The 24,283-nt window shown below is 37.3% G+C and carries 21 protein-coding genes; 19 read left to right on the forward strand and 2 right to left on the reverse strand.

What is annotated here, in order from left to right:
* Window positions 1–186: 186 nt before the first annotated feature.
* The 6 genes from QM481_RS11560 (at window position 187) to rho (ending at window position 6,882) form a co-directional block, all read left to right on the forward strand.
* Window positions 187–675, forward strand: a complete 489-nt coding sequence (locus tag QM481_RS11560) for a hypothetical protein (protein WP_283381910.1) — start codon at window positions 187–189, stop codon at window positions 673–675.
* Window positions 676–1,278: 603 nt separating this feature from the next.
* The gene (locus tag QM481_RS11565) at window positions 1,279–1,851 is read left to right on the forward strand and encodes a YeeE/YedE family protein (RefSeq protein ID WP_283381911.1); all 573 of its coding nucleotides are present in this window, start codon (window positions 1,279–1,281) and stop codon (window positions 1,849–1,851) included.
* Between the two features lie 88 nt (window positions 1,852–1,939).
* On the forward strand, window positions 1,940–2,437 hold the full coding sequence (locus QM481_RS11570) for a DUF6691 family protein (protein ID WP_283381912.1): 498 nt from the start codon (window positions 1,940–1,942) through the stop codon (window positions 2,435–2,437).
* Window positions 2,438–2,605: 168 nt separating this feature from the next.
* Entirely contained in the window at window positions 2,606–3,811 is a 1,206-nt protein-coding gene (locus QM481_RS11575; RefSeq protein ID WP_283381913.1) for an NAD(P)/FAD-dependent oxidoreductase, read from the forward strand.
* A gap of 165 nt (window positions 3,812–3,976) precedes the next feature.
* Window positions 3,977–4,606: a Crp/Fnr family transcriptional regulator gene (locus tag QM481_RS11580; RefSeq protein ID WP_166549799.1), complete on the forward strand. Its 630-nt coding sequence runs from the start codon at window positions 3,977–3,979 to the stop codon at window positions 4,604–4,606.
* Window positions 4,607–5,127: 521 nt separating this feature from the next.
* Entirely contained in the window at window positions 5,128–6,882 is a 1,755-nt protein-coding gene (rho, locus tag QM481_RS11585) for a transcription termination factor Rho (RefSeq protein ID WP_166549798.1), read from the forward strand.
* 541 nt (window positions 6,883–7,423) lie between these two features.
* Here rho and QM481_RS11590 read toward each other — a convergent pair.
* The gene (locus QM481_RS11590) at window positions 7,424–8,722 is read right to left on the reverse strand and encodes a hypothetical protein (protein WP_283381914.1); all 1,299 of its coding nucleotides are present in this window, start codon (window positions 8,720–8,722) and stop codon (window positions 7,424–7,426) included.
* Window positions 8,712–9,317, reverse strand: a complete 606-nt coding sequence (locus tag QM481_RS11595; RefSeq protein ID WP_166549796.1) for an RNA polymerase sigma factor — start codon at window positions 9,315–9,317, stop codon at window positions 8,712–8,714. Before QM481_RS11595 ends, QM481_RS11590 begins: the two co-directional genes overlap by 11 nt.
* Window positions 9,318–9,618: 301 nt before the next feature.
* On the opposite strand from QM481_RS11595, the gene QM481_RS11600 reads away from it, so the two are divergent.
* The 13 genes from QM481_RS11600 to QM481_RS11660 all read left to right on the forward strand — a co-directional run bounded on the left by QM481_RS11600 (window position 9,619) and on the right by QM481_RS11660 (window position 24,103).
* Window positions 9,619–10,302: a hypothetical protein gene (locus QM481_RS11600; RefSeq protein WP_283381915.1), complete on the forward strand. Its 684-nt coding sequence runs from the start codon at window positions 9,619–9,621 to the stop codon at window positions 10,300–10,302.
* A 40-nt stretch (window positions 10,303–10,342) separates the two neighbouring features.
* Window positions 10,343–11,143 (forward strand): SGNH/GDSL hydrolase family protein, encoded by an 801-nt coding sequence (locus QM481_RS11605; protein ID WP_283381916.1) that lies wholly within the window; start codon window positions 10,343–10,345, stop codon window positions 11,141–11,143.
* Window positions 11,144–11,185: 42 nt separating this feature from the next.
* On the forward strand, window positions 11,186–12,640 hold the full coding sequence (locus QM481_RS11610) for a S41 family peptidase (protein WP_283381917.1): 1,455 nt from the start codon (window positions 11,186–11,188) through the stop codon (window positions 12,638–12,640).
* Window positions 12,641–12,642: 2 nt separating this feature from the next.
* Entirely contained in the window at window positions 12,643–12,894 is a 252-nt protein-coding gene (locus tag QM481_RS11615; protein ID WP_166549793.1) for a hypothetical protein, read from the forward strand.
* Window positions 12,895–13,031: 137 nt separating this feature from the next.
* Window positions 13,032–13,541, forward strand: coding sequence for a Rieske (2Fe-2S) protein (locus QM481_RS11620; RefSeq protein ID WP_166549792.1), 510 nt, complete (start codon window positions 13,032–13,034; stop codon window positions 13,539–13,541).
* Between the two features lie 454 nt (window positions 13,542–13,995).
* Window positions 13,996–14,409, forward strand: a complete 414-nt coding sequence (locus QM481_RS11625; protein WP_166549791.1) for a Rieske 2Fe-2S domain-containing protein — start codon at window positions 13,996–13,998, stop codon at window positions 14,407–14,409.
* A 67-nt stretch (window positions 14,410–14,476) separates the two neighbouring features.
* A complete protein-coding gene (locus tag QM481_RS11630; RefSeq protein WP_166549790.1) occupies window positions 14,477–14,914 on the forward strand; it encodes a thioredoxin family protein in 438 nt (145 codons plus the stop codon).
* Between the two features lies 1 nt (window position 14,915).
* Window positions 14,916–15,848, forward strand: coding sequence for an FAD:protein FMN transferase (locus QM481_RS11635; protein ID WP_283381918.1), 933 nt, complete (start codon window positions 14,916–14,918; stop codon window positions 15,846–15,848).
* A 170-nt stretch (window positions 15,849–16,018) separates the two neighbouring features.
* Window positions 16,019–16,204 (forward strand): DUF4266 domain-containing protein, encoded by a 186-nt coding sequence (locus tag QM481_RS11640; protein WP_304529114.1) that lies wholly within the window; start codon window positions 16,019–16,021, stop codon window positions 16,202–16,204.
* Window positions 16,205–16,207: 3 nt separating this feature from the next.
* The gene (locus QM481_RS11645) at window positions 16,208–16,675 is read left to right on the forward strand and encodes a protein-disulfide reductase DsbD domain-containing protein (RefSeq protein WP_166549787.1); all 468 of its coding nucleotides are present in this window, start codon (window positions 16,208–16,210) and stop codon (window positions 16,673–16,675) included.
* 12 nt (window positions 16,676–16,687) lie between these two features.
* The gene (locus tag QM481_RS11650) at window positions 16,688–17,920 is read left to right on the forward strand and encodes a DUF3570 domain-containing protein (protein ID WP_283381919.1); all 1,233 of its coding nucleotides are present in this window, start codon (window positions 16,688–16,690) and stop codon (window positions 17,918–17,920) included.
* Between the two features lie 402 nt (window positions 17,921–18,322).
* Window positions 18,323–19,048, forward strand: a complete 726-nt coding sequence (locus QM481_RS11655) for a hypothetical protein (RefSeq protein WP_166549785.1) — start codon at window positions 18,323–18,325, stop codon at window positions 19,046–19,048.
* Between the two features lie 108 nt (window positions 19,049–19,156).
* Complete coding sequence (locus QM481_RS11660; protein WP_283381920.1) at window positions 19,157–24,103, forward strand: translocation/assembly module TamB domain-containing protein; 4,947 nt, start codon at window positions 19,157–19,159, stop codon at window positions 24,101–24,103.
* The last annotated feature ends 180 nt before the right edge of the window (window positions 24,104–24,283 follow it).

Raw genomic sequence — 24,283 nt, forward strand, 5'->3', positions numbered from 1 at the left:
GGCAAAATTTTTACAAGCAATAACTCCCAATATACACATATTTTCATAAATGCTTATCCTTCTCAATTAGGTTATCGGAAGCATAAAATATAATATTTTTAATAAAAAATTTACTTAAACAAAATATACAAACAGCGAGTTTAGCCTTCATTCAAAAGATTGTTTCATTATATCCTATTGTATTTTATGGCACATGCAAATCCAGAACTCATCCAAGCCTTGCGTCGTACGGCACAAAAGCTATCTAGCGGAAATCCATACCAATGGGGGCACATGGGAAGTTGTAACTGTGGCAACTTGGCGCAAGAATTAACCCAACTTAGCAAAGCGCAAATTCATGAGTTTGCGATGCAAGGCCGTGGCGATTGGCGCGAACAGGTAGAGGAATTTTGTCCTACCAGTGGGCTTCCAATGGATCTTCTCATCGCAGATATGCTCAACCATGGTTTGACAACATCCGACTTACAGAATCTAGAACGTTTGAGTGATAAAAAAGTTTTAGCTAGAATTCCTCTAGAGCGCCGCGACAAAATGCGCCATAATTACCGTGACGATGTCATGCTATATCTCAATGAATGGGCAGATCAATTGGAAGAGGAATTATTGCCAAACATCAAGCTTGACTTGTCGTTCATGAACGAAGAAAAAGTAGAAACAAAATTGGTAGCCATTTAAGTATTCATACGCTTTAGGCAATAAGTCGTAGGCATTAGGCAGAAAAGCTTTTTCCTAATGCCCATGGCTGACAGCCGAATAGCTGAATTTTATTTTGCATTAACATCTCGTGTTTCAACACTTTAAAGCTATTTTATAATCAACTTGAGTGTTAACAAAAGACTAATCAACATTTTTTGTAAGCAAATTTCTTACATCCGAGTAGTTGAATGCCTAGGATGGTATCAAACCATTTTCGGCATTTTTTATTTCACCCAAGAAAGTAATTCTATCCATTAATAATAGTCTCTTTACAGAAAATTTGCGCTATGTGATAAAAGTTACATTTAATGCCTTATCATTAAAATAACTTTGTATCATCAAAAAAGAATAATCATCTACTCAGTGACGACTTATCTTTATTCTTTTTGAAACTAAATATCGCTAACTATTTGTTTAAATGATACTTATGCTATCTACTTCTTCAGATAGACATCTTTTAATTTTCAAGCATTTTTTACAAATAAATTACTCAGCGTTATAGACATTCTATATTCTTTTAAGAAATTAGAAAATAAAATACTTAATCTATAGACATTATTTATAATTAATTTAAACATAATCATGGAACTACTTGAATTCATTAAACAACCGTGGCCTTGGTATGTAGCAGGTCCTTTAATCGGACTCACTGTCCCTACCCTACTATTAATCGGAAATAAATCATTTGGTATATCCTCATCATTACGACATATCTGTGCAGCCTGTATGCCAGCAGATATACCATTTTTTAAATACAATTGGCGCAAAGAAATCTGGAATTTGGTATTTGTATTGGGCGTTTTGATTGGTGGTTTTATCGCAACCAATTTCTTAGCGAACCCTAATTCCATTGTGATCAATCCACAAACTATCAAAGATTTAAGTGCCTTAGGGATTAAAGACTTTAATGGCTTGATGCCTTCAGATATTTTTGCAACTGAAAATATTTTTAGTTTAAAAGGGTTGATATTCTTTGTAATTGGTGGCTTTATGGTAGGATTTGGCACACGTTGGGCAGGCGGTTGTACATCGGGACATGCCATTATGGGTATCTCTAACTTACAAGTCCCATCAGTCATTGCAACTTGTTGCTTTATGGTTGGCGGTTTTGCCTCAACGCACTTGTTATTGCCATTGATATTTAAGTTATTTTAAAAGGGAACAGGCACAAAGGAGCAAAGGCACAGAGTGTTAAAAGAGCTATCCCTATTTCCTCTCATATATTTTCCATAAAAATATTATCATGAAATCGACATTTGAAACTCCGATAGTAGAAAAAGAAGAATTCGTTTGCGAAGCGCCAAACGACATGAAAACTTCAGAAAGCGGTTTTGCTAATCTAAAATACCTCATCGTAGGAATTATGTTTGGTATCGTTTTCGTAAAAGCAGAGATTATTTCTTGGTTCAGAATTCAAGAAATGTTCCGTTTGCAAAGCTTTCACATGTATGGCGTTATTGGTAGCGCTGTGGTGGTAGGTATGATTTCGGTATTTCTCATCAAAAAATTCAATATCAAAACGATATCAGGAGAAACGGTAGAGTTTCATCCCAAAAAATTCCAACAAGGACAAATCTATGGCGGTTTACTCTTTGGATTAGGCTGGGCGATAACTGGTGCTTGTCCAGGGCCATTATTTGCTCAAATTGGTAGCGGTTTTGTAGCAGTACTTGTTACACTTTTGAGTGCTATTGCTGGCACTTGGACGTATGGATATTTTAAGGAAAAATTACCTAACTAGAGTCAGCAAGACGAAACGTTAAAGTATTATTAGTTAAGAGAAAAGCACCCTTGTAAGGTGCTTTTCTCATTTTATCTATTTTCAAATAACATCTTTGCTATGTAACAAATATCACAGAACATCTTTGTTTATTTATAGAATTTGCAGAAAAAACCAAATTTCTGTGCCATGAATAATCAATTCGAAGTTCTTATAGTCGGTGGCGGCAACGCAGGTTTATCTGTTGCAGCACAATTGTTACAAAAAAAATCTGGATTATCTATTGGTATCGTTGAGCCATCAGAGAAACACTATTATCAACCGGCATGGACCTTGGTGGGTGCTGGCGAGTTTGATATTGCCGAAACTGAAAAGAACGAGAAGGATTATATTCCAGCAGGAAGTACATGGATTAAAGATGCTGTAGCAACCTTTGAGCCAGAGCAAAATCAAGTGACCTGTAAAAGCGGAGCGAAATATACCTACAAGATTTTGATAGTAGCCCCAGGCATCCAGATTGATTGGCAAAAAATCAAGGGTTTAAACGATACACTCGGTAAAAATGAGGTAACGAGTAATTACTCATTTGATGTAGCTCCATATACGTGGGAGCTTATCAAAAACTTCAAAGGCGGTGTTGCTGTTTTTACCAACCCGAGTACTGCCATTAAATGCGGTGGAGCACCCCACAAAATCATGTATCTGGCTTGTGATTATTGGCGCAAAAAAGGTATTCTCGACCAGTGCGAAGTACACTATATATCAGGCGCTGGTGTAATATTTGGCGTAAAGGAATATGCCCAAACATTAGAAAAAGTTGTAGAAGACAATCATATTCTTACGCATTTTGGCGCTAATACCGTAGCAATTGACGGAAAAAGCAAAACCGTTTTATATGAACAAAAAAATGCAGAGGGAGAAATTGTTCAGAAAAGTCTGAACTTCGATATGTGTCATGCGGTGCCTCCACAAAGTGCCCCTGATTTTATCAAAAAAAGTCCTTTAGCTGATCCTAACAATGCTTTAGGATATGTTGAAATCAACAAAAATACGATGCAACATAGTCGTTATTCTAACATTTTCGCCCTTGGTGACTGTACCAATGCTCCCTGTAGCAAAACGGGGGCTGCTATCCGCAAACAAGCTCCTGTAGTTGTCGAGAATACACTGAGAGTATTGGCACAACAAACTCCTACTGCCGAATATACGGGCTACAGCGCTTGCCCAATCCCAACGCAATATGGCAAACTAATGCTAGCGGAGTTTGACTACAGTAACACACCAAAAATGACCTTCCCTTTTGACCAAGCAAAACCACGCTGGACGATGTGGCTACTCAAAAAATATGTTTTACCGTGGTTGTATTGGAATAGAATTTTGACAGGAAAAGCTTAATAACCTAACCCTTTATTTTCAAGCCAAAGAAGATAGTTCACAACTACCCTTCTTTGGCTTATTTCATATCAAACCTTGACAAAGTATATTGATAGTAATTCATATATTGATATATTATTGTATCTTGTCAAACATTATCCCCAACTTAAAATAGACACACTTAACATGAATTTATCTTTTGTAAAGGAGAAATTTATAGGCATATTCGAGAAAGGATTGCTCGATGAATTAGAACAAATAGGAAATTACATGGAACTCGATGAAGGTCATGTAATTATGCGTCCTGGAGGCTATATCCGCACTGTACCAATTGTACTGAGTGGTTCCATCAAAATCCTCCGCCCCGACGATGAAGGACGAGAAGCGCTGCTTTATTATTTGGGAGGAATGGACTCGTGCGCTATGTCATTGAGTTGCTGTCTTGATCGTAAGCAAAGTGAAATATTAGCTGTTACAGAAGAGAAGACAACGCTTATCACTATACCAGTCGAAAAAGTAGAAGAATGGATGTGTAAATACAGTACTTGGAAACAGTTTGTATTCTTGACCTATCAGCGTCGTTTTGAGGATTTACTCAATGCCATTGATGAGATTGCATTTCATAAACTCGACGAACGTTTACTCAACTTGTTGCAACGCAAAAGCAAGCAAAGTAAAAGTTCTATCATCAATATCACACATGAAGTTTTGGCTGGTGAACTCGCTACCTCACGTGAGGTGGTATCTCGTTTGTTGAAACAATTAGAAAAAATAGGAAAAGTAAAACTCTCCAGAAATAAAATAGAGCTTTGTTAAATGACAATCTGATTTTGGTTATTAGTCTTCTTCAATTTGCCAATTCTCGTATATTCTAATACCTGCCACTATCATCAAACTTGTCTGAGTGACCTAACCTAACTTGCTCAATGCAATGCACTTGAGACAAGATGGGTATGTTCTATTGCAAGATTTTAGCCCATAGAGATTGAAGTTTTAATATTTTTCCTGAAATGATTTAAACCATTTTATCTTAAGATTGTCAGAAAAATAATTAGATGATAAAAGCCTAGGATACAGGGAATAGACTTAAAAAAATAACCAAACTCCTTGACAAATTAAAAGATTGGTATTATCATTGCATCACGAATAACTGTTCAGTGATATTCTTCAGTTAAGCTCCTTACTAATAATTGCTTAACAATTATCTTCCACCTCGTACCAGATTTCCGAATTTTAATTGTAACATTTATCATCTTGTTGTACGACTGTAAAGACGACTTAACCACCATTTTCCTGTAAGGCTCTTTTCATTACTATCAGCCTTATTTTTTACTCGTATGTATACTATTGAAGAATTAGAGTTTAAGCTCGTATCGGAGCTTCGTGAACTTGCTCAAAAATTAAATATCAACAATACAATTGACCTACCAAAAAAAGAACTCATCTATAAAATATTTGACCAGCAGGTAAAAGGTAACACCCCGTTATCGACTCCTGCAATTAGCGATGCTATGGAAAATGAACAAAAACCAGAGAGAAAAGTGAGGAAAGACACAGCCCCTGCTTCAGACAGCCCACGCCCAAAAAGACAACGTATTCAAAAAGTTGATAATCCTGTAGCAGAAGCCAACACAATCGCAAAAGCAGAACCAATTACTAAATCGGAACCTGCTTTAAAGGAAACTACCGTCAGAACAAGAACCGCTAAAGAGCCTAAAGCCAAAACTGAAGCGGTAGAAGATATTATCTTTGATTTTGATGAAGACCCAATTGTTATCGATTTGCCAGAAGATGTAGAAAACGAATTTGCTGACATCGATACTTCTTTTATCACAACAGGAGGTGAAGATTTTGATTTAGGTTTTAAACAAGATCCCCCAACAGATATTCGTCCTGAAGGCAACAAACCGAACACTGCGCCAAATACTGCTGCTACTGTTCGTAAACCTATCTATAATCAAGCTATCCGTGAATTTGACGGTATCATCGAAAACGAAGGTGTACTCGAAATCATGCAAGATGGTGGATATGGTTTCTTGAGATCGGCTGATTATAATTATTTGGCTTCTCCAGATGATATCTATGTATCGCCTTCTCAAATCAAGCTTTTTGGCCTTAAAACGGGTGATACCGTTCGTGGAGCGATTCGTCCTCCTAAAGAAGGTGAAAAATACTTTGCCCTTTTAAGAGTAGAGTCTGTCAACGGTAAAACTACCGAAGAAATTCGTGATCGTATTCCTTTCGAATACCTAACGCCGTTGTTTCCTGATGAAAAATTAAACCTTTCATCAAGAGGAGACCAATACTCAACTCGTATTCTTGACTTATTTGCGCCAATTGGTAAAGGTCAGCGTGGTATGATTGTAGCACAGCCCAAAACTGGTAAAACAGTCTTGTTGAAAGAAATTGCTAATGCTATTGCCAAAAATCACCCTGAAGTATATTTGCTAATTTTATTGATAGATGAACGTCCTGAAGAGGTTACAGATATGCAACGTAGTGTTCGTGCAGAAGTAATTTCCTCTACGTTCGACGAACAAGCTGAACGCCATGTAAAGGTTGCGAGTATCGTTCTAGAGAAAGCAAAACGTATGGTTGAATGTGGTCATGACGTTGTTATTCTTCTCGACTCTATCACTCGTTTGGCTCGTGCGTATAATACCGTCGTTCCATCGTCAGGTAAAATCTTATCGGGTGGTGTGGATGCCAATGCGCTTCACAAACCAAAACGTTTCTTCGGTGCCGCTCGTAATGTTGAAAATGGTGGTTCATTAACGATTATTGCAACAGCCCTTATCGATACAGGTTCGAAAATGGACGAAGTTATTTTCGAAGAATTTAAAGGTACTGGTAACATGGAATTGCAACTCGACCGTAAGTTATCTAACCGTCGTATGTTCCCTGCTATCGACGTGCCTGCTTCTGGTACTCGTCGCGAAGACTTACTCATGGACAAAGAAACACTACAACGTGTTTGGATTTTGCGCAAGCACATGAGCGACATGAACTCGGTAGAGGCAATGGACTTCTTGTTACAACAAATGAGAAATACCCGCAGCAACGAAGAGTTTTTAGCTTCGATGAATCGCTAATAGATTATCTCCGTATATATTCAAAAGCATTTGCTCTAGACATAATAAGTGTTTATACTTATTATGTCTAGAGCAAATGCTTTTTGTTTTTCTTCTCCTGTATGCCTTTCTGAGCCTATTTCCTATTCGTAAATAATTGTAATCATACATTCAAAAACTGTTTGTTATTTAAAATCGCCTGTTCATTGCATTTATCGTGCTGTTCATATCTCCGCTATTTTTTCAAAACATAAACTGAGTACCTTTGAATCAATAATCACAAGCACGTCATAGCTCTTTGATTCAATGGCGGGAATTAAAGAAGCCTCATGAGCATAGTGTTAATGTCGAGTCACTCAAACAGTCCATAAATTAGTCTATGAGCTAATATGCTTGAGTGCTTCCCAAAAGCTAATCACAAATTAGGACATCCAGTGCACAGGATCTTCTAATTTTTGATTAGCTTTTTTTATGATCCTTACTTTAAAACAACAAAAAAGCCTGCCATCTCGATAAGGACGACAGGCTTTAGCCTCTATCTAAAATTCAAAATGATTCTTTCTTAAAAAGTGTAATTCAACTTCAACTCCCCTCCTAATCCATAATCTTTACGATAATTCACACTTTTTTGTTCGAAAATATAAGTTGGTGTCAGTTGGATCGAGAAATTATTAAAACGCTTCTCCATGCCCAATGAAACCACATAATTGTTGAACAATTTGGTCTCTATTGACGAATTGACATTATTGACAGTTTGTTCAATATTTTTATCTCTAAAATCAAAATCTACTCTTCTGGTACCAGAAATATCTAAGTCTGTTCCTACCTTCCCAAGTAGATAAAAATCGCTCTTTAACGGCAAATAATAGCCAATTCGGATTGGAACTTGTACCAGTGTACTTTGTTCCTCAATGTTCTTGATTGGTGAACCAAATGGAATTTTAGGAGCAAAATTTACTCTAAAATCAAAATCGTTGCGCATTTTAAAATGATCGTCATTTGGATAACGCTGTACAGCTAATTGCGAATATTGAATACCCGCAGTGATACTCAAACGCTTATCCAAAAATAACTCTACATGTGCTCCAACACCCAATTGCGCTTTTGATACCACACCTCCAACACCAGCGCGCACATAGGCATCGGCTAGCGAGAAGCGCATTCGTTGTGGACCTTGCGTGGTATCTTCAGGTTCGTAATAAGTAAAATTAGTCTTCGAAATCTGAGCCTTGGTATCGGCTGAGTCCAATTTCCATGTTTTGGACTTCAACTTATGCCAATCTGGAATAGCCAAATTTTTCGCAATCGATTCTTCAGATTCATCAGCACTCCTAACAATCAAGTTTCCTTGGCTATCTCTTTCAGTATTTCCAATCGCAGTTTGCCCTTTGTGTAAAGAACCCTGATGAGCCACCTGCCAGTCACCTGAGCTAAAGTCAGCTTCAGTTGATGAATGCTTCTCCACATTCAATCGTTGAACAGAGGCTTTCAATTGTTTTTCTTGGTTTTGGCTAGTACTTAAAGCAAGAGCTAATTCAACATTTTTTTGTTCTTGTTGTTCTACTTGCTGGGCTAGCATTTGCTTTTCCACCAAAAGGCTATCCTTTGTTTCTGTTACTGAAATTAATTGTTGCTGTAAATCTTTTTTTGCATAGTATTGGGTTAAGGTGGTAAAAAGTAGACTCACAATCGTAATGCTAGCGGCAATATACATTGCTTGTTTGCTCACAAGTACTTTCCAGTATGGTACTTGGTGGGCTTGAGCGAAAGCTTGGAATTTGTCCCAATCTTCCTCCTGAAAAGTGGGCTGAATTCCATCAAGTTTTTTCTTGATAGAATCATCAAATTGATCAGTTTTCATAAAAATTGTTCGTTAATCCGACTGAAAATAAATGCGGATAATATGTCTTTATCATCTCTTGAAGTTTCAAACGGGCTTTCATAAAGTTAGAACGTGACGTTCCTTCATTGATACCCAACATCTCTGCAATCTCACGGTGATTATATCCATCTACTACGTGCATCATAAAAACCGTTCGGTATGAAGTGGGCAGCTTTTGCACCAATGCCAAAATATCCTCTGCCGCCATTTTATCAATCACGTTTTCGTCATAAACAGGCATAGTTGCATGTTCAACCTCTAGGCTGTATAAGTTCTTTTCTCGTTTGTGATAATAATTAATACACGTATTTACGAGAATCGTTCTAAACCAAGCCTTAAACGATTGAATATTTTCATAACGATGGATATTTTGAAATACCTTCATAAAACCATCATTAAGTATTTCCTCCGCATCTTCCTGATTGGAGGCATACCTTTGACAGATATTTTTGGCATAACTGAAGTAACTCTTGAAGAGTACCTTCTGAGCGTCGGGATTTTGTTCACGGCAAGCTCTTAAGACACTTTCAAGGTCATCCTTGTCAAAGTCGGTATTTTTTTTTCTGAAAAACAAAGGCTTAAGTGTTTTATAAAGCTAAGTTAAACATTTGAACAGACTATCTACTATTGTAATGGGCTGATATTCAATTCTACCCATCATAATCTCCTATTTTCCCTTATCTGAAATTCTTCTAAATAGTTTGACTGAGATTTAGTGTTTTCCGTTGCCTGAAAAAAAAAAAAAAATTAGGCAACGTTTTATCACACGATTGAGGTCATGTTTATTGAATTCAAACCAATAACATATTGAGAATGAGTAAACTCAAATCTTGGTATGTAACTGTATAGTAAGAACCATTTATTATATACATTTTATGAAAAAGTTAAGAACACTTGTATTAATTAGCCTAACTACCATGACTGTTGGCGCTATGGCTCAGCAAAGCGCTGCTGTAAAAGATTCTAGTAAGACAGAATACATTTTGAAAGGACTAAGACCTGTAAAAATAAAACAGATAGGAGTATATGTGGCTCCCGAAACACAAATCAGTTATCTGGATGGTCATGTAAAACCTTTGTTTGGGGGCTCAGCGATGATTCTGTTAAATCAAAAATTAGGCATCGGGTTGAGTGGTTATAGTACTGGAAGGGGATTTCGCAATGGTGATGGAGTTGATTTTAGATATGGTGGCGTAAAAGTTGAATATACTTTTAGACCCAGCAAACGCTTTCACTTTAGTGTCCCAGTATTGTTAGGAATGGGCTCAGCTAATGATAGACTAGGAATGGACAACGACAATAGAAATCCACAGCCTTGGGGCGGGCCATCGAGAAATGGTTTTGGAAATCGCTTTTTCGTAGCACAGGGAGGCATAAATCTAGAAGGTAATTTATTCAAATATGCTAAAGTTTTTGTAGGAGCGAATTATCGTTTTGCTGGCATCGACAATCGTCGCTCAACTAGTACGTTAGATTACAATCAAGTGAACGGTCCGTCGGTAAATATAGGCTTGAAGTTTGGTTTATTTGATCATTCGCTTCAAAAGAAAAGCAAATAACGTATAGAGGAACAGGTTCAAAAATTAGCATTGATACAACATGAGAATCTTGGTCATTGGTGGGCATCAGGTTTTTGGATATGGTGTCGCTGCATCTAAAGGATTTGTCGATGTGCTTACCGAAAGTGTAAGCACACTCGACCACGAGCAGGTAACTGTAGACACCTTGGTACATTTTTCTATGGAAAAAACCATCGAGGCGCTCATGGGACTTGGCAATTATATATCTAATTATCAGTTAATAATCATTCAAAGTGGATTAGATGAACTTGATGGAGAGCGTCCTTGGACACATTTATTTAGTGACTCATTCCATTCATTTAATCATCAAGTAGAAACAGACGAAGTGTACCGCAAAGCAATTATTGTTCCATCTAATTTGGCACTAATGCGGGAATTATATCGACCAAACCCTACTCTGAAGCAACCATCTCTAAGTTTTCCTTGTCTTCCTTATATCAAAAGGATGCTATTAAATAAAATGGCGAGTACAGGGAAGCTTGGTGTAATCAAGCACTTTGAACGACAGCTCAAGGTGATGATAAATTTGCTTCAAAACTTTAAAGAAAAAGTAATCTTACTTGGACCACAGCCTAGTTTGAATCCTTGCACACAATTGCTAAGAAATCTTGGGGAGGATATTCTTAAAGACGTTTGTAAAGCACAGGATTTCAATTGGTTTAAAACAATGGAGGTGATTGAACCTCACCCCTATTTTTTCTTGCACGATGGCAAGCACCTCAATGCGCTTGGACATCGAGTGTTGGCCAGTCAGATACTAAGACACTATCGTTTTGAAGTTCGTAAACATCAATATTATTTCCAGCTATGTGACAATTAGTCTTAGCTAAGAAGTCAAGCATTATAAAACTCACTAAATTTTATGAATAGTATGCTACGTTTCAACATCATCAAATTTATAACCGTAGTCAGTATTAGCCTGTTGGTGTTTACGGCATGTTCAAAAAAGGAAGACTCAACAGTTACTCCTACAGACAATACCCAGCAGATTAATCAGTGGATTTATGATACGATGTCAGACGCATATTATTGGTATGATCAGTTGCCAGCCATTAGTACGCTATCGTTAACGGATGCTTCTGATAGTTTCTTTGAAAAGCTGGTATATCAACGCAGCACCGTCGATAGATTCTCGATGGTAACAGACGATGTTGATGAACTCGAAAAAGAGTTCAATGGTGTGTCAAAAGTTTTTGGCATTCGCTATATGCTTGGTTATTTGGACAATACACAAACCAATGTGGGTCTTGTTTTAACTCAAGTAATTACAGGAAGCCCTGCTGCGGTAGTAGGACTAAACAGAGGTGATATTATTGTAAAAATCAATGGACAGAATATTACTAGTAGTAATTTTTCATCTTTGATGGGTAACGAAACGGTTACTTTTACTTTAGGAAGTATTACCAATGGCAGTATTGCGGCCACTTCGAATACTGTATCGGTTACCAAAACAGAGGTCACTGAAAATCCTGTAGCATTTTCAAGCATTGTTCAAAAAACCTCTGCTAATAAAACCATCGGGTATTTGGTTTACACACAATTTGTGCCAGGACTTGACAGTGGCGATACCTTGAAATACGATAACCAGTTGCGTAGCATTTTTGCAGATTTTAAAGCTGCTGGGGTCAACGAATTAGTATTGGATTTGAGGTTTAACCCAGGAGGGTATATCAGTAGCGCCACAACATTGGCATCACTGATTGTCAACAACTTAACAACGAATAAGGTTTTTTTTAAAGATCAATACAATAGTAAATATCAAACTTATTTTGCGAAACAATATGGAAGCAATATATTTAACAACTATTTTTCTATTGAAAAAAATAATATTGGCAATAATCTAAACCGAGTGTTCGTATTAACATCTAACGGAACAGCATCATCAAGCGAGCTGGTGATCAATGGATTAAAGCCATATATGCAAGTAATTACGATTGGGGAACATACCTATGGAAAAAACCTTTTTGGAACGCTGGTGGCTGACGACCAAAAGCGTTGGAAATGGGGAATTTACATGATGTTAGGTATTACTCAAAATGCCAATGGGGAATCAGACTATGGAAATATAAACGGAATTGCACCAACTTATGCTGTAGATGACAATGTATTGCCGTTACAGCCTCTGGGGAACGATTATGAACCGTTATTTAACAAAGCCTTAACTGTGATGGGCGTGTCGGTACCAAATACCAATGGCGCTCGTCAGAATGCAGGAATTTTATTAAATTACACCTCCCATGAAAATTATGCAGATAATCCGATGAGGAACGAGAAATTTATGATCAAAAACTATCTCCCCAAATTAATTAACAAATAATTATGAACGTATCAGAAAGTATGACACTTTGCACGGTTAAAACCCCGCAAAGACCTCATTACGATGAAATTGTACAAAAGCTTTCTCAGTGTTGTTATTGGTGCAAACAAACACTTGGGTTAAAACTTTTCAGAGGCTTTCAGATGGCTATTACGATTGCTAACCAAGAACTTACATTTGAATTAAAAGATTTATCGTCAGAAAAAAATCCGACTTATTTCTTTGACTTGGTAGAACAACATCCCCTAGCATAATATAGCCATAAGATTTCATCCATAGTTTTTATGGATGAAATCTTGAAACCAATCGTTCATCTTTCTGCTACAAACTTATTACCTGTGCCATCTTTACGTTTAGACTAACCATATATTTTAACAAAATCTTTCATCCAATGACACGTTATGAGTTCTTAAAATCGATGGGCTTTCAGGGAGGCGCATTAATGGCATTGCTTGCCTCTTGCCAATCTAATAATGACCCTACTCCCACTTCGACCACCAGTTCAAGTTCGTCATCAAGTAGTAGCAGCTCATCTAGTTCGGGGAGTACATCCGGCTCTACCTCAGGTACAGGCACATCGTCTGGCTCTTCTTCTGGCTCAACGCTTTTAGCTTCTGTAGACTTAACAGCTACTGCAAATGCGGCTCTAAAAAACAGTGGTGGTTATATTATCGTCAACAGTATTGTTGTAGCACGTACTGCTCAAAATACGTATGTGGCAGCCACACAAACTTGTAGTCATGAACCAAAGAAAAAAGTGACCTTTCTAAATGGTGAATTTTTCTGTTCAGAACATGGTGCCAGATATAGCACTACAGGTGTTGGACTTAACAGCTATGGAGCCAAAGGTTTAGCAGTATATACAGTGACCGTCAATGGTAATACATTAGAAATTTCATAAAATTGCTCATAATCATAAGTAATCGTGCAGAATAAGATTTAAGTTATGTGTTTAGGCACTAGGCGACAGGCACAAGGCACAGAGTGTTAAAATGTTTTTTATTACCCACAGCCATGCTTTTTCCAAAACCCACCGCCGAGAGCCCTTACCTGAAACCAAGCACAATCTTAAATTTTACCAGCATTAAGCTTTATGCTGTAGACTAAAAGTTGAAAAGAATTTCTCATGAAATAATTTAAGCTCTTTTGCCTAATGCCTATGACTTACAGCCTAAAGCGTATTAATGCAGTTTTATTTTGCATTAATACTTAAGTTCTGAATAAAGAGAAAAAGCCTTTAACAATTAATATAGAAGATTGTATATCAATCAATTACCTATATTAATTATTAAAACTCAAAACTCCTAATTCGACACTCAAAACTCAAATAAGTCCATTTACTAACCATATTAACAATGACACGTTACGAATTCTTAAAAAATGCAGGGTTTGGCGGAGCCGCCCTAATGACTCTTCTTACTGCATGTAGTAAAAGCTCTGATTTATCTCCTATTGCAACCCCAGGAAGTGTAGATTTTACACTTGACTTAACAACTTCAGCCAACGCTGCCTTAAAAAATAGCGGTGGTTATATTATCAATAGCAATGTTGTAGTAGCACGTACATCGCAAGGCACTTATGTGGCAGGTTCGCATATTTGTACACATGAAGCAAGAACAAAAGTGGTATTTCTAAACAATGAATTTTATTGTACAGAACACGGCGCTCGCTTTACTACAGCAGGAGTTGGACTAAATAGTTATGCAAGTGCAGGATTAAGTGTGTATAAAACCGAACTATCTGGAAATTCGTTACGTATTTATTCTTAGAACATAAGAGTAACGTCAACTTCGATGGCTATGTTTTCGGATAAAGCCATCTATAACTTAAAAAAAGATGAAAATACTAAGTGCTTTTGTTATTTCCTTTCTTTTGAGCCTAGCTCCCGAATGGAAAACCGACTTTGCTTCTGCAAAGCAAGAAGCTACACAATCTCACAAGTATATTTTGCTAAACTTTTCGGGCTCAGACTGGTGTGTACCTTGTATTAGATTGAAAAAGGATGTTTTTGAAACAGGTACTTTTCAAAACTTCGCTACTGAAAAACTGGTATTAGTTCGTGCGGATTTTCCTAGATTGTCTAAAAACAAGTTAAGCCCACAGCAAACCGAGCATAATGAAGCTTTAGCAGAAAAATATAATCCCGAAGGTAAATTCCCTTACACGTTATTGATTGATGCCAATGGTAAAGTCGTAAAAACGTGGGATGGCTATACCAACACGCCTCCTGAAGAATTTATCTCTCAAATTAACAAGATTACGAATGCCAAATAGCATGAGCCAAGTCGAAGTACATAAGCAAGGTCATCGCTTGATGGGTAATTATTTTGAAATTAGCGTAGTCAGCGATAATGCCGACTACGCTAATAGCTGTATCGACCAAGCCGTAGAAGAAATCAAGCGCATTGAACGCCTTCTGACTACCTTCAACGACCAAAGTCAAACGAATCAAGTCAATGCAATGGCAGGGATTGCTCCTGTTGAAGTGGATGCCGAAATGTTTGATTTGATTGCTCGTGCACAACGAATATCAGCTCTGACGCAAGGTGCATTTGATATTACTTATGGCTCGATTGACAAAAGCTTATGGAATTTTGATACCAGCATGACTGCTTTGCCAAGTAAAGAAATCGCCTTGGAGTCTGTTCGCTTGATTAATTATCAACATGTAATCTTGAATCCAGATCGTCGCACAGTTTTTTTGAAAGAAAAAGGAATGCGTATCGGATTTGGTGGTATCGGAAAAGGTTATGCCGCCGAAAAAGCTAAACAATTATTAAAATCGTTAGGTATAAAAAGCGGTATTGTCAACGCTGCTGGTGACCTCACTACTTGGGGCAATCAGCCCAATGGAAAACCTTGGACCATTGGCATTGCCAATCCACAAGCTGGCGAAAGTCCTTTTTCGTATTTGTCGATCAGCGATGTGGCTGTAGCTACGTCGGGCAATTATGAAAAATACGTGATGATTGATGGCAAAAAATATTCACATACCATCGACCCACAAACAGGCTTACCTGTGTCAGGCATACAAAGCGTAACTATTATAAGTCCCAACGCAGAACTATCTGATGCTATGGCTACTCCTGTGATGGTGATGGGTATCAGAGTAGGACTAGACTTAATCAACCAGATGCGACAGATAGCTTGTATTATTATTGATGACCAAAACAAAATTTATACCTCACGGAATATTAACATAAAGTAATAATGCAGTCCGAAAATCGATGATAACCAAATCGTAAAATTATATTTTGTCCGTTTTACAATTTTCAACTTTTCGCATATTGCCAAAGCTTTGTTGATATTTCACAAACAAATCGACTACTCAGTATGAAATCAACACGTTTTAACATAAAAATAGCAGCATTGCTATTGATGGGAGGCCTAGCCACAAGCGCTTGCCAAACTGTAAAGCCTTACCAAAAGGCGTATATTAATGATTCTGATATGGAATTGAGTTCTCGTAAGGTTGTCAAATTTGAACAAAACTTCCAACTGTATCGTGAAGGTGCTTCGGGTGCCAACGGCGGTAAAACAGGTGGCGGTTGCGGCTGTAACTAATTTATGATGAATTGCTTTTTAAGAATACTACTAATTGTCTTTTGTATAGGTTATTCCCCTCTACAAGCACAGACCAAACGAGCAAATTTTTCGGTATCTACTACCAAAAAATATCCGAAAAAAGGCGAGACGATTCAACTTGTACTCGAAGCACAAATTTTTCCTAACTGGAAATTATATGCTAGCGACGCACAGGTTGTACCAGGGCCTAAACCTGCTTATTTGGTGATTCAGCCCCATGCTAGTTTTAAACTTATTGGAGGGCTAAAATCTATTAATCCCCACAAAGAGAGGGACACATTCTGGAAAGGACAAGTAGTGTATTTTGAAAAAAAAGCACGATTTACACAAGCCATTCAAGTTCTCGAATCTCACACTCAAATTACAGGCAAAATCATTTACCAATTGTGTACGACCAACAATAGCTCTTGTGTTCAACATCAAGACTCTTTCCAGGTGCAGTTACACTAAATTCATTGAAACATGAAAAAGCTTACACTGGCGATAGGTTTATATATGGGTGTACTTCTTAGTGCATCTGCTCAAAAAACGGCTGATACTAGCAATTACCAAAGCCGTAAGTTAAAAGTAGAAGAAATTAATATTGTGTCTAGTTACTATCATCAAGATGGTAACAACTCGGCTGTAACGGGCGGTATTGGTACCGAAAAATTAACCGACTTTGGTAATACCTTTGATATTCGTTTCTCGAAATGGGATAGCAAAGCTCGTCAGCATTTTTTTACTTTTGAATTAGGCGTAGATGCTTATTCGTCGGCATCCTCAGACAAAATCGACCCATACACTATATCCTCTGCTTCCATGACTGATAAGCGTATCTATCCGTCGTTGGCATGGAGTGTGAATAATGCCAAAAAAGGAACAACTTTTGGTGCAGTAGCATCGTATTCGACCGAGTACGATTACAAATCTTATGGAACAGGGCTAAACTTTTCAAAAACCTCTAAAGATGGCAACCGTGAGTTTAGCGCCAAAGTAAATGCGTTTTTTGATACATGGAAAGTAATTCTACCATCCGAGCTTCGTACCATTTATCGAGCAGATGGCACTTACTACTTCTATGGCTCAGGTGGAGAGCATGATCCATATCCAGTCGATTACAAACCTCGTAATTCTTACAGCTCTTCGTTTTCTTTGGCACAAGTTGTCAACAAAAGAATGCAGGTTTTATTGACAGTTGACCCAGCCTATCAAGCAGGTTTGTTGGCTACCAAATACCAACGTGTATATTTTACTGATGGAACTGTAAAGTCAGAAGAACTTCCTGATACCCGTTTCAAATTACCTATTGGTGCTCGTTTGAATTACTTTGCAGGAAACAAAGTCGTAATTCGTACATTCTATCGTTATTATCAAGACAACTGGGGCGTAAAGGCTCATACATTTGAATTGGAAACGCCAATCAAAATGACGCCATTCCTAACCTTGAGTCCATACTATCGTTATTATACGCAAACTGCTGCGGACTACTTTGCCGCTTATGGTGTGCATAAGTTGAGTGACCAATATTATACAAGTGACTACGATTTATCAAAACTTAATAGCAATATGGTAGGCACGGGTATTCGTATTATGCCTCCTCATGGTGTATTTGGTATTCAAAGCTGGGCTTCGCTCGAGCTTCGCTATGGACACTATATGCGCTCGAATGGCTTGAATTCTAATACTATTACCCTCTACGCAAAATTCAAGTAGCAACGAAGGATTTCAAACAATTTCAGATTGGGGATTTCTGATTTCGGAAATAAAGTAAAAATACCTTTATTTTTTACAAAATATAGAAGCTTACACTTCCGAAATCCAACATCCGATATCCGAAATGAATGATTTTTAAATTCCTAATGCATCACTAACATTCAGGTTAGGATTTTTTCAAGAAAATTCTAACCTGAATGTTTATTTTGAACCTTATACTCAATTTCTTGTCTAACCAATGACATTTTAGGGTGACTATTAAAATATTATGCCGTTAAATTTGTTATAAAGATGTATATTTTCGATTTTTGGAAAGGTTTATGTACTCATTACAAGAAACTGTACTTCAAGAATAAAGGAAAATATATACCGCATTTACAGACATATTAAACAATCAATTTTATGAAAAAGATTAGCTTTATTTTTGGACTACTTTTTGCACTTATTCTACAGGTCCAAGCTCAAACTGCAGACGAAATTTTTGACAGATATTATGACGCAACTGGCGGCACAGAATTGTGGAAAGGTGTTAATAGTTATACCATCAAGCAGGCATTTGTAGCAAATGCTCCAACAGACTTTACCCAAGAAACTAAAGTTTCGGTAGCTAATCAAGGTATCTTAAAAACGAAAACTATCTTAAAAAGAGACTTTATTTACGGTGCTAATCCAACTGAAGCTTATTTCAGAGTGCCAACTGGTAGCCTTGACAAAAATGTTGTTTACGAAACCAAAGACCTTAGCGACAAAGACAAAGCTGGACTAAAGCGTGAAATGACAGATGGTTTGTTGCCATTTATCAATTATGCTAAAAAAGGATATATTGCAACCTATGTGGGCTTGAAAGCAGATAACGGGAAACCTGTTCATCAGATTGAATTGTCAGGTAAAGATGTAAAATACAACTTGTTTTTTGATGCTACGACTTATCTTTTGTCAAAACTAAAAACTAATTTGGCTTCAGGAGAAGAAATCACTCAGGAGTTTACAACCTATACAAAAACTCCATACGGCATCAGCTACCCAAGTGCATCGACTTACTATAGCACTGTTGAAAAACGTAATACTAAAGTAACAACAACGGTGACATTCAATGATAAAATTGAAGCCAGCGTATTCAAAAAATAGTTGTAATAACCTTACAACCCAAAGTGCTTTTTGATAGATAACATTATGAGTAGTTCTTTTATGATTCTGTGTCATAAAACACTACTCATAATGTTTTTTACCCTACTTATGAAGTCATATATCCGCATCATACTATTTTCAATTGCTATCATTTTCCTATTAGTCATAGGGGCTTTTGTCTATTTGCAAACACCACGTGGACAAGCACTAGTTACTACGGAAGTGACAAAATTTTTAGAAAACAAATTTGGCTCGAAAGTATCAGCCAAACGTATTGCCTATCATATCCCCGATTGGATAGAACTCGACGAGGTATTTGTTGCTGATAATAAAAAAGATACACTCGTAGCTGCCCAAAAACTGTATGTAGACTTGGATATGCTTGCTTTGCTCAAAAGCAAAGTGACCATCAATAAAATTGAACTGGAAGGTATTCGTGCCAAAATCAAAAGGACTTTACCTGATACTACCTTCAATTTTGACCATATTGTAAAAGCTTTCGCCTCTCCTAATGCGACTCCTACCAAAAATGATACAACACCTAGTAGTTTGTTGATGAACATTGGCAAGGTAAGTCTAAAAGATATTCATGTTACTTATCTAGATAACGTCATCGGTACTGATGCAGATGTAGCATTCAGGTCGTTTGAAACTTCTTTCAAGAAAATTGACCTTAATTCATCTACTTACCAACTAGCAACTACGAAGCTCAATGGTGCTAATTTGCTATTAAAAACCTATCCAGCATTAAAAGTATCGCCTCCAGATACAAATTCAAGTCCCGTAAATTTTGGTTTTGAAAAAGTTAATCTCGACGATATAGCCTTTGATATTAGCGACCAAGTAGGTGGACTTTCAACCAAAGGATACATTACCAAAGCCAGTGCCGAAGCAGATAAGTTTTCGATGGCAGAGCAACTGATTCATCTCAAAACCTTTTACCTCGACAATTCATCTGTTAAAGTCAATATCAAGCCAACGCCAAAATCTTCCCAAAAGCCAGTCCCTGCTCCTACTGTAGCACAATCTAAAACTCCAGAAAAAGGATGGACGTTTGGTGTTCAAAAGATTTTGATGAAAAACAACACCATTGCTTATGATGATTTGGGAAAACCTCGTCAAAGTAAAGGTCTAGACCCTGCACATATTGGCATCACGCCATTAAATATAGAAGCCGAAAGAATTCAATACTCGTCTAAAGGAGTAACAGGATGGCTTCAGAACATCTCGATGAAGGAAAAAAGCGGTTTTGTTTTACAAAAATTCCAAACCGACTTCGCTTATACTGATAAAAAAGCATTCCTTAAAAAACTTACTATTCAAACACCCAAAAGTATCATTCGTGATGAGGTAAGTCTAAGTTATAACTCTCTCGACCAGCTAAGTAAAAATATAGGAGCAACAAGAGTTTTAGTCAACCTTAAAGATAGCAAACTAGCCTTTTCTGACATACTCTTACTTGCGCCACAACTGGCTCAAACGCCTCCTCTCGCAGGAAATAGTCAGGAAGTATTGCGTTTTAAAGGCAAAGCTACAGGTACTGTAAATAATTTGAGTATCGCAGGTTTGACGATTCAAGGATTTGATCATAGCAAAATTCAGTTGCATGGCAATATCGTTGGCTTACCTTCTGTTGAAAAAACAAGTGTAAAAGTTGGTATCGATGAAGTATCCGTGACTAAAAGCGATATTCAGAAAATCGTACCAAAAGAAATGCTTCCAACGGCGATTGAACTGCCCGAAACAATTGTATTGAAAGGGATAATCGGAGGTAAAGTCAATAATCTAAATGTAAATACACAATTGATTTCTGACCTTGGCAAAGCACAATTTAAAGGTACACTTGTCAATATAACTGTTCCAAACAAACAGCAATACAACGGTCAGTTGTCACTCAATGAGTTTGATTTAGGCAAATTACTCAAACAGCCAGAGCAATATGGCAAAATGACTTTAGTAACGGATTTTCATGGAAAAGGGACAAATCCAAAAACTATGGATGCCGAAATAAAAGGCAAGATAGAACAAGCAGTTATCAAGGGGTATGACTACAAAGATTTGCAGTTTTCCACCACGATTCGTAATCAAGAAGCGCAGATTAATGCTCTTTTTGAAGACCCAAATGCAAATTTCAATCTACAAGCAAAAGCCAATCTAGCAAACGAATATCCAGCTATTCAGGGTACTTTAGCTATTAAACAGCTCAAGCTCAAAAATCTTCATCTTTACCCCGATGATATAGCTATCAAAGGACAAGTAAAAATGAATTTGACCAATACTAATCCTGCTAAGTTCAATGGCAGCATCTCGATTGATGAAGCCGTTGTGACGCAAGATGGTAAGCCAATACCTCTGGACGATATTAAGATTTTGGCGCAAAACAACAATGAGCGTAATGCTTTCAGTATTCAAGCGCCATTCCTGCAAGCCCAAATGTTTGGTCAATTTAATTATGTGCAGTTAGCTGACATTATCATTTCGGATATTAATCGTCATTTCAGAATCCCGAATCAAAATCCGAAACTTATCACCGAGCCTTACGACATTACCATCAAAGCCAAAGCGATTGGTCACCCTGCCATCAAAGCTTTTGTACCAGCTCTGACCAGACTAGACTCTACCACGTTCAACGCGACACTGAGTAACGAAGCGGGTCATACCATGCAAATGGATTTGAAAATACCTTTTGTTGAATATGATACCATTCGTGTGCAACAAATTGCCTTCGGCATGCGCTCTGATTCGAGCAAAATTACTTACCAAACGAGTTTAGAAAAATTGAGTTTTAATGCTTTCCAAATGCTGAAGACTAAACTCGATGGAGAAGTAAACGACGATATCGCACAATTTAACCTTGTTTTATTAGACTCTCTTCAAAAAGAGCATCATAGAGTGGCAGGGCAAGTCGCCAACTTTTCAGACCAATTCAGAATAAATCTTTTGCCAAATGGTTTGAAACTCAATTACGAGCCGTGGAAAGTTGCCGAGAATGGTTTCTTACAATACGGTGAGGCAGGACTGATTGTGAGTAATTTTTCTTTACAAAATCAAGAACAATTACTTCAGATTCATACCCCAGAGATGGCGCCCAATGCTCCGTTAGAGATTATTGCCCAAAAATTGGATTTACACAAAATGATTAAGCTCGTATATCCTGACTCCACAATTGCAGATGGAACCATCGACGGAAAAATCATTTTGGCAAACTACATGAAATCCCCCTCATTTACAGGTGATGTAACTGTACAAGGTTTTACCTTCCAAAATACACCCATTGGGGATTTGGTAGCACATGTGTATAACGAGACACCTGAGAAGATTTCGGTAAATACCACCTTAAAAAATGACCAAAATGATATAGCCTTAATCGGAAACTACATCTTGGGCGACAAAAAACCACTCAATTTCTCGCTGAATATCAACAAGTTGAGCACAAAAACTATTCAGGCGTTTAGTTTTGGACAAATGCGCCGAGCCAATGGTAGTCTCAACGGAAATATCACAATTAAAGGAGCAAACGAACAACCAGATATTGCAGGATTTATTGGTTTTGAAAAAGTGGCATTTGATGTTTCTCAATTAGGCACAAAACTCTTGATTGATAAACAAAAAATCTATTTCCAAAATCATGAAATGGAATTCAAAAACTTTACGCTCAGCGATACGCTCAACCAACCTTTGAGAGTCAACGGTAAAGTTATTTTCCAAAAACTACCTGAAGTAGAATATAAACTGGCGATTTCGACCAAAAACTTCATGGTGCTCAATTCAACGCGCAAAGACAATGATTTCTTCTATGGCAAAGCCTTTGTTGATGCCAACATGAATATCAGCGGCTCAACAAGTACAGCGGTTGTAGATGGCAATGTAAAGTTGATTGAGAAAAGTAGCATTTTCGTACTAATGCCCGACAATAGTGTAAGTGAAGAAGCCATCAACGATGTAGTAGTTTTTGTCGATAAAAATAAAAAAGCATTGACCAAAGACTCAACCAATAACACTCAGACCAAATACAATACTAGTTTTATCTCGGAAGTAAGTTTGTTATTGGAAGCCGACGAAAAGTCAGAAATGACTATTGTTGTAGATGAATTAAACGGCGATAACCTCAAAGTACGTGGCAAAGCTCAACTCAATGCAGGGATAAGCTCCAATGGTCAACCTTACATTTTGGGGATGTATTCACTTACAGAAGGGAGCTACGATTTGTCATTTGAACTCCTCAAAAAGCAGTTTAAAATCAAGCCCGGCAGTAATATCGTTTGGATGGGTGACCCTTTGAGCGGTAATATCGACATTACAGCGATTTACCAGACCATGGCCTCTCCTTCCGACCTGTTGAGTTCTACAGAATCACAATATCGTCAAAAAATGCCTTTTGATGTAAACCTAAATCTTAACGGTCCAATGAAAAAATTGGAAACGTCTTTTAGTATTACCTTAAATGACAAAACACAATTGGCCATAGACAATGACGTCAAAACGAAGATAAATGATAGATTAAAGTATCTGGCACAAACAGATATTGCGGAAAACAACAAACAGGTTTTTGCTTTATTGATTTTAAACAGATTTTTCTCAGAAAAATCATCCGACTTTTTCTCTACAATCAACCCCGAAGCCATTGCTCGTCAAAGTGTGAGTAAACTTCTTTCTGACCAGCTCGAAAGATTGGCTGCTGATGTGATTAAAGGGGTAAACTTGAGTGTAAACCTTAATTCTAGTCAAAGTAATATTGCAGGGCAGTCATCTGCCCGAACAGATTTGAACCTTGGACTCTCCAAAGCTTTTTTCAATGATAGATTGAAAGTTGAGGTTGGGAAAAACTTTGAACTTGAAAACACCAACGGTGTACAACGAAATCCAACTGAAGTATTTGATAACGTCGCTGTAAACTATAGTCTTACAGAAGATGGAAGGTATCGTTTTAGGGCATTCCGTAAAAATCAATTTCAAACAGTACTCGAAGGTTTTGTGGTAGAAACAGGCGTGAGTTTTGTCATTACCTTGGAATACCAATCTGTGAAAGAGTTTTTTCAAAAAAATAATAAGTAATAAGGTAAAATGAGATTGCATTATTAGGCTTTAGGCTGTAAGCCGTAGACGTTAGTCAAAAGCTTTTTATTGTTGCTTTTAACCTAGAGCTTAAAGCAGCAATTTATAATGTAAAAGTCATAGCTATCAGATGAAATAAAGCTCATCTTGTAGCAAAAACTATAATTTAAACTTATATAT

The sequence above is a fragment of the Flectobacillus rivi genome (assembly GCF_030056655.1).
Lineage (GTDB): Bacteria > Bacteroidota > Bacteroidia > Cytophagales > Spirosomataceae > Flectobacillus > Flectobacillus rivi.

Coding starts and splice junctions, on each gene's coding strand:
- QM481_RS11560 (WP_283381910.1), top strand. CDS start 187: ATGGCACATGCAAATCCAGAACTCATCCAAGCCTTGCGTCGTACGGCA.
- QM481_RS11565 (WP_283381911.1), top strand. CDS start 1,279: ATGGAACTACTTGAATTCATTAAACAACCGTGGCCTTGGTATGTAGCA.
- QM481_RS11570 (WP_283381912.1), top strand. CDS start 1,940: ATGAAATCGACATTTGAAACTCCGATAGTAGAAAAAGAAGAATTCGTT.
- QM481_RS11575 (WP_283381913.1), top strand. CDS start 2,606: ATGAATAATCAATTCGAAGTTCTTATAGTCGGTGGCGGCAACGCAGGT.
- QM481_RS11580 (WP_166549799.1), top strand. CDS start 3,977: ATGAATTTATCTTTTGTAAAGGAGAAATTTATAGGCATATTCGAGAAA.
- rho (WP_166549798.1), top strand. CDS start 5,128: ATGTATACTATTGAAGAATTAGAGTTTAAGCTCGTATCGGAGCTTCGT.
- QM481_RS11590 (WP_283381914.1), bottom strand. CDS start 8,722: ATGAAAACTGATCAATTTGATGATTCTATCAAGAAAAAACTTGATGGA.
- QM481_RS11600 (WP_283381915.1), top strand. CDS start 9,619: ATGAAAAAGTTAAGAACACTTGTATTAATTAGCCTAACTACCATGACT.
- QM481_RS11605 (WP_283381916.1), top strand. CDS start 10,343: ATGAGAATCTTGGTCATTGGTGGGCATCAGGTTTTTGGATATGGTGTC.
- QM481_RS11610 (WP_283381917.1), top strand. CDS start 11,186: ATGAATAGTATGCTACGTTTCAACATCATCAAATTTATAACCGTAGTC.
- QM481_RS11615 (WP_166549793.1), top strand. CDS start 12,643: ATGAACGTATCAGAAAGTATGACACTTTGCACGGTTAAAACCCCGCAA.
- QM481_RS11620 (WP_166549792.1), top strand. CDS start 13,032: ATGACACGTTATGAGTTCTTAAAATCGATGGGCTTTCAGGGAGGCGCA.
- QM481_RS11625 (WP_166549791.1), top strand. CDS start 13,996: ATGACACGTTACGAATTCTTAAAAAATGCAGGGTTTGGCGGAGCCGCC.
- QM481_RS11630 (WP_166549790.1), top strand. CDS start 14,477: ATGAAAATACTAAGTGCTTTTGTTATTTCCTTTCTTTTGAGCCTAGCT.
- QM481_RS11635 (WP_283381918.1), top strand. CDS start 14,916: ATGAGCCAAGTCGAAGTACATAAGCAAGGTCATCGCTTGATGGGTAAT.
- QM481_RS11640 (WP_304529114.1), top strand. CDS start 16,019: ATGGGAGGCCTAGCCACAAGCGCTTGCCAAACTGTAAAGCCTTACCAA.
- QM481_RS11645 (WP_166549787.1), top strand. CDS start 16,208: ATGATGAATTGCTTTTTAAGAATACTACTAATTGTCTTTTGTATAGGT.
- QM481_RS11650 (WP_283381919.1), top strand. CDS start 16,688: ATGAAAAAGCTTACACTGGCGATAGGTTTATATATGGGTGTACTTCTT.
- QM481_RS11655 (WP_166549785.1), top strand. CDS start 18,323: ATGAAAAAGATTAGCTTTATTTTTGGACTACTTTTTGCACTTATTCTA.
- QM481_RS11660 (WP_283381920.1), top strand. CDS start 19,157: ATGAAGTCATATATCCGCATCATACTATTTTCAATTGCTATCATTTTC.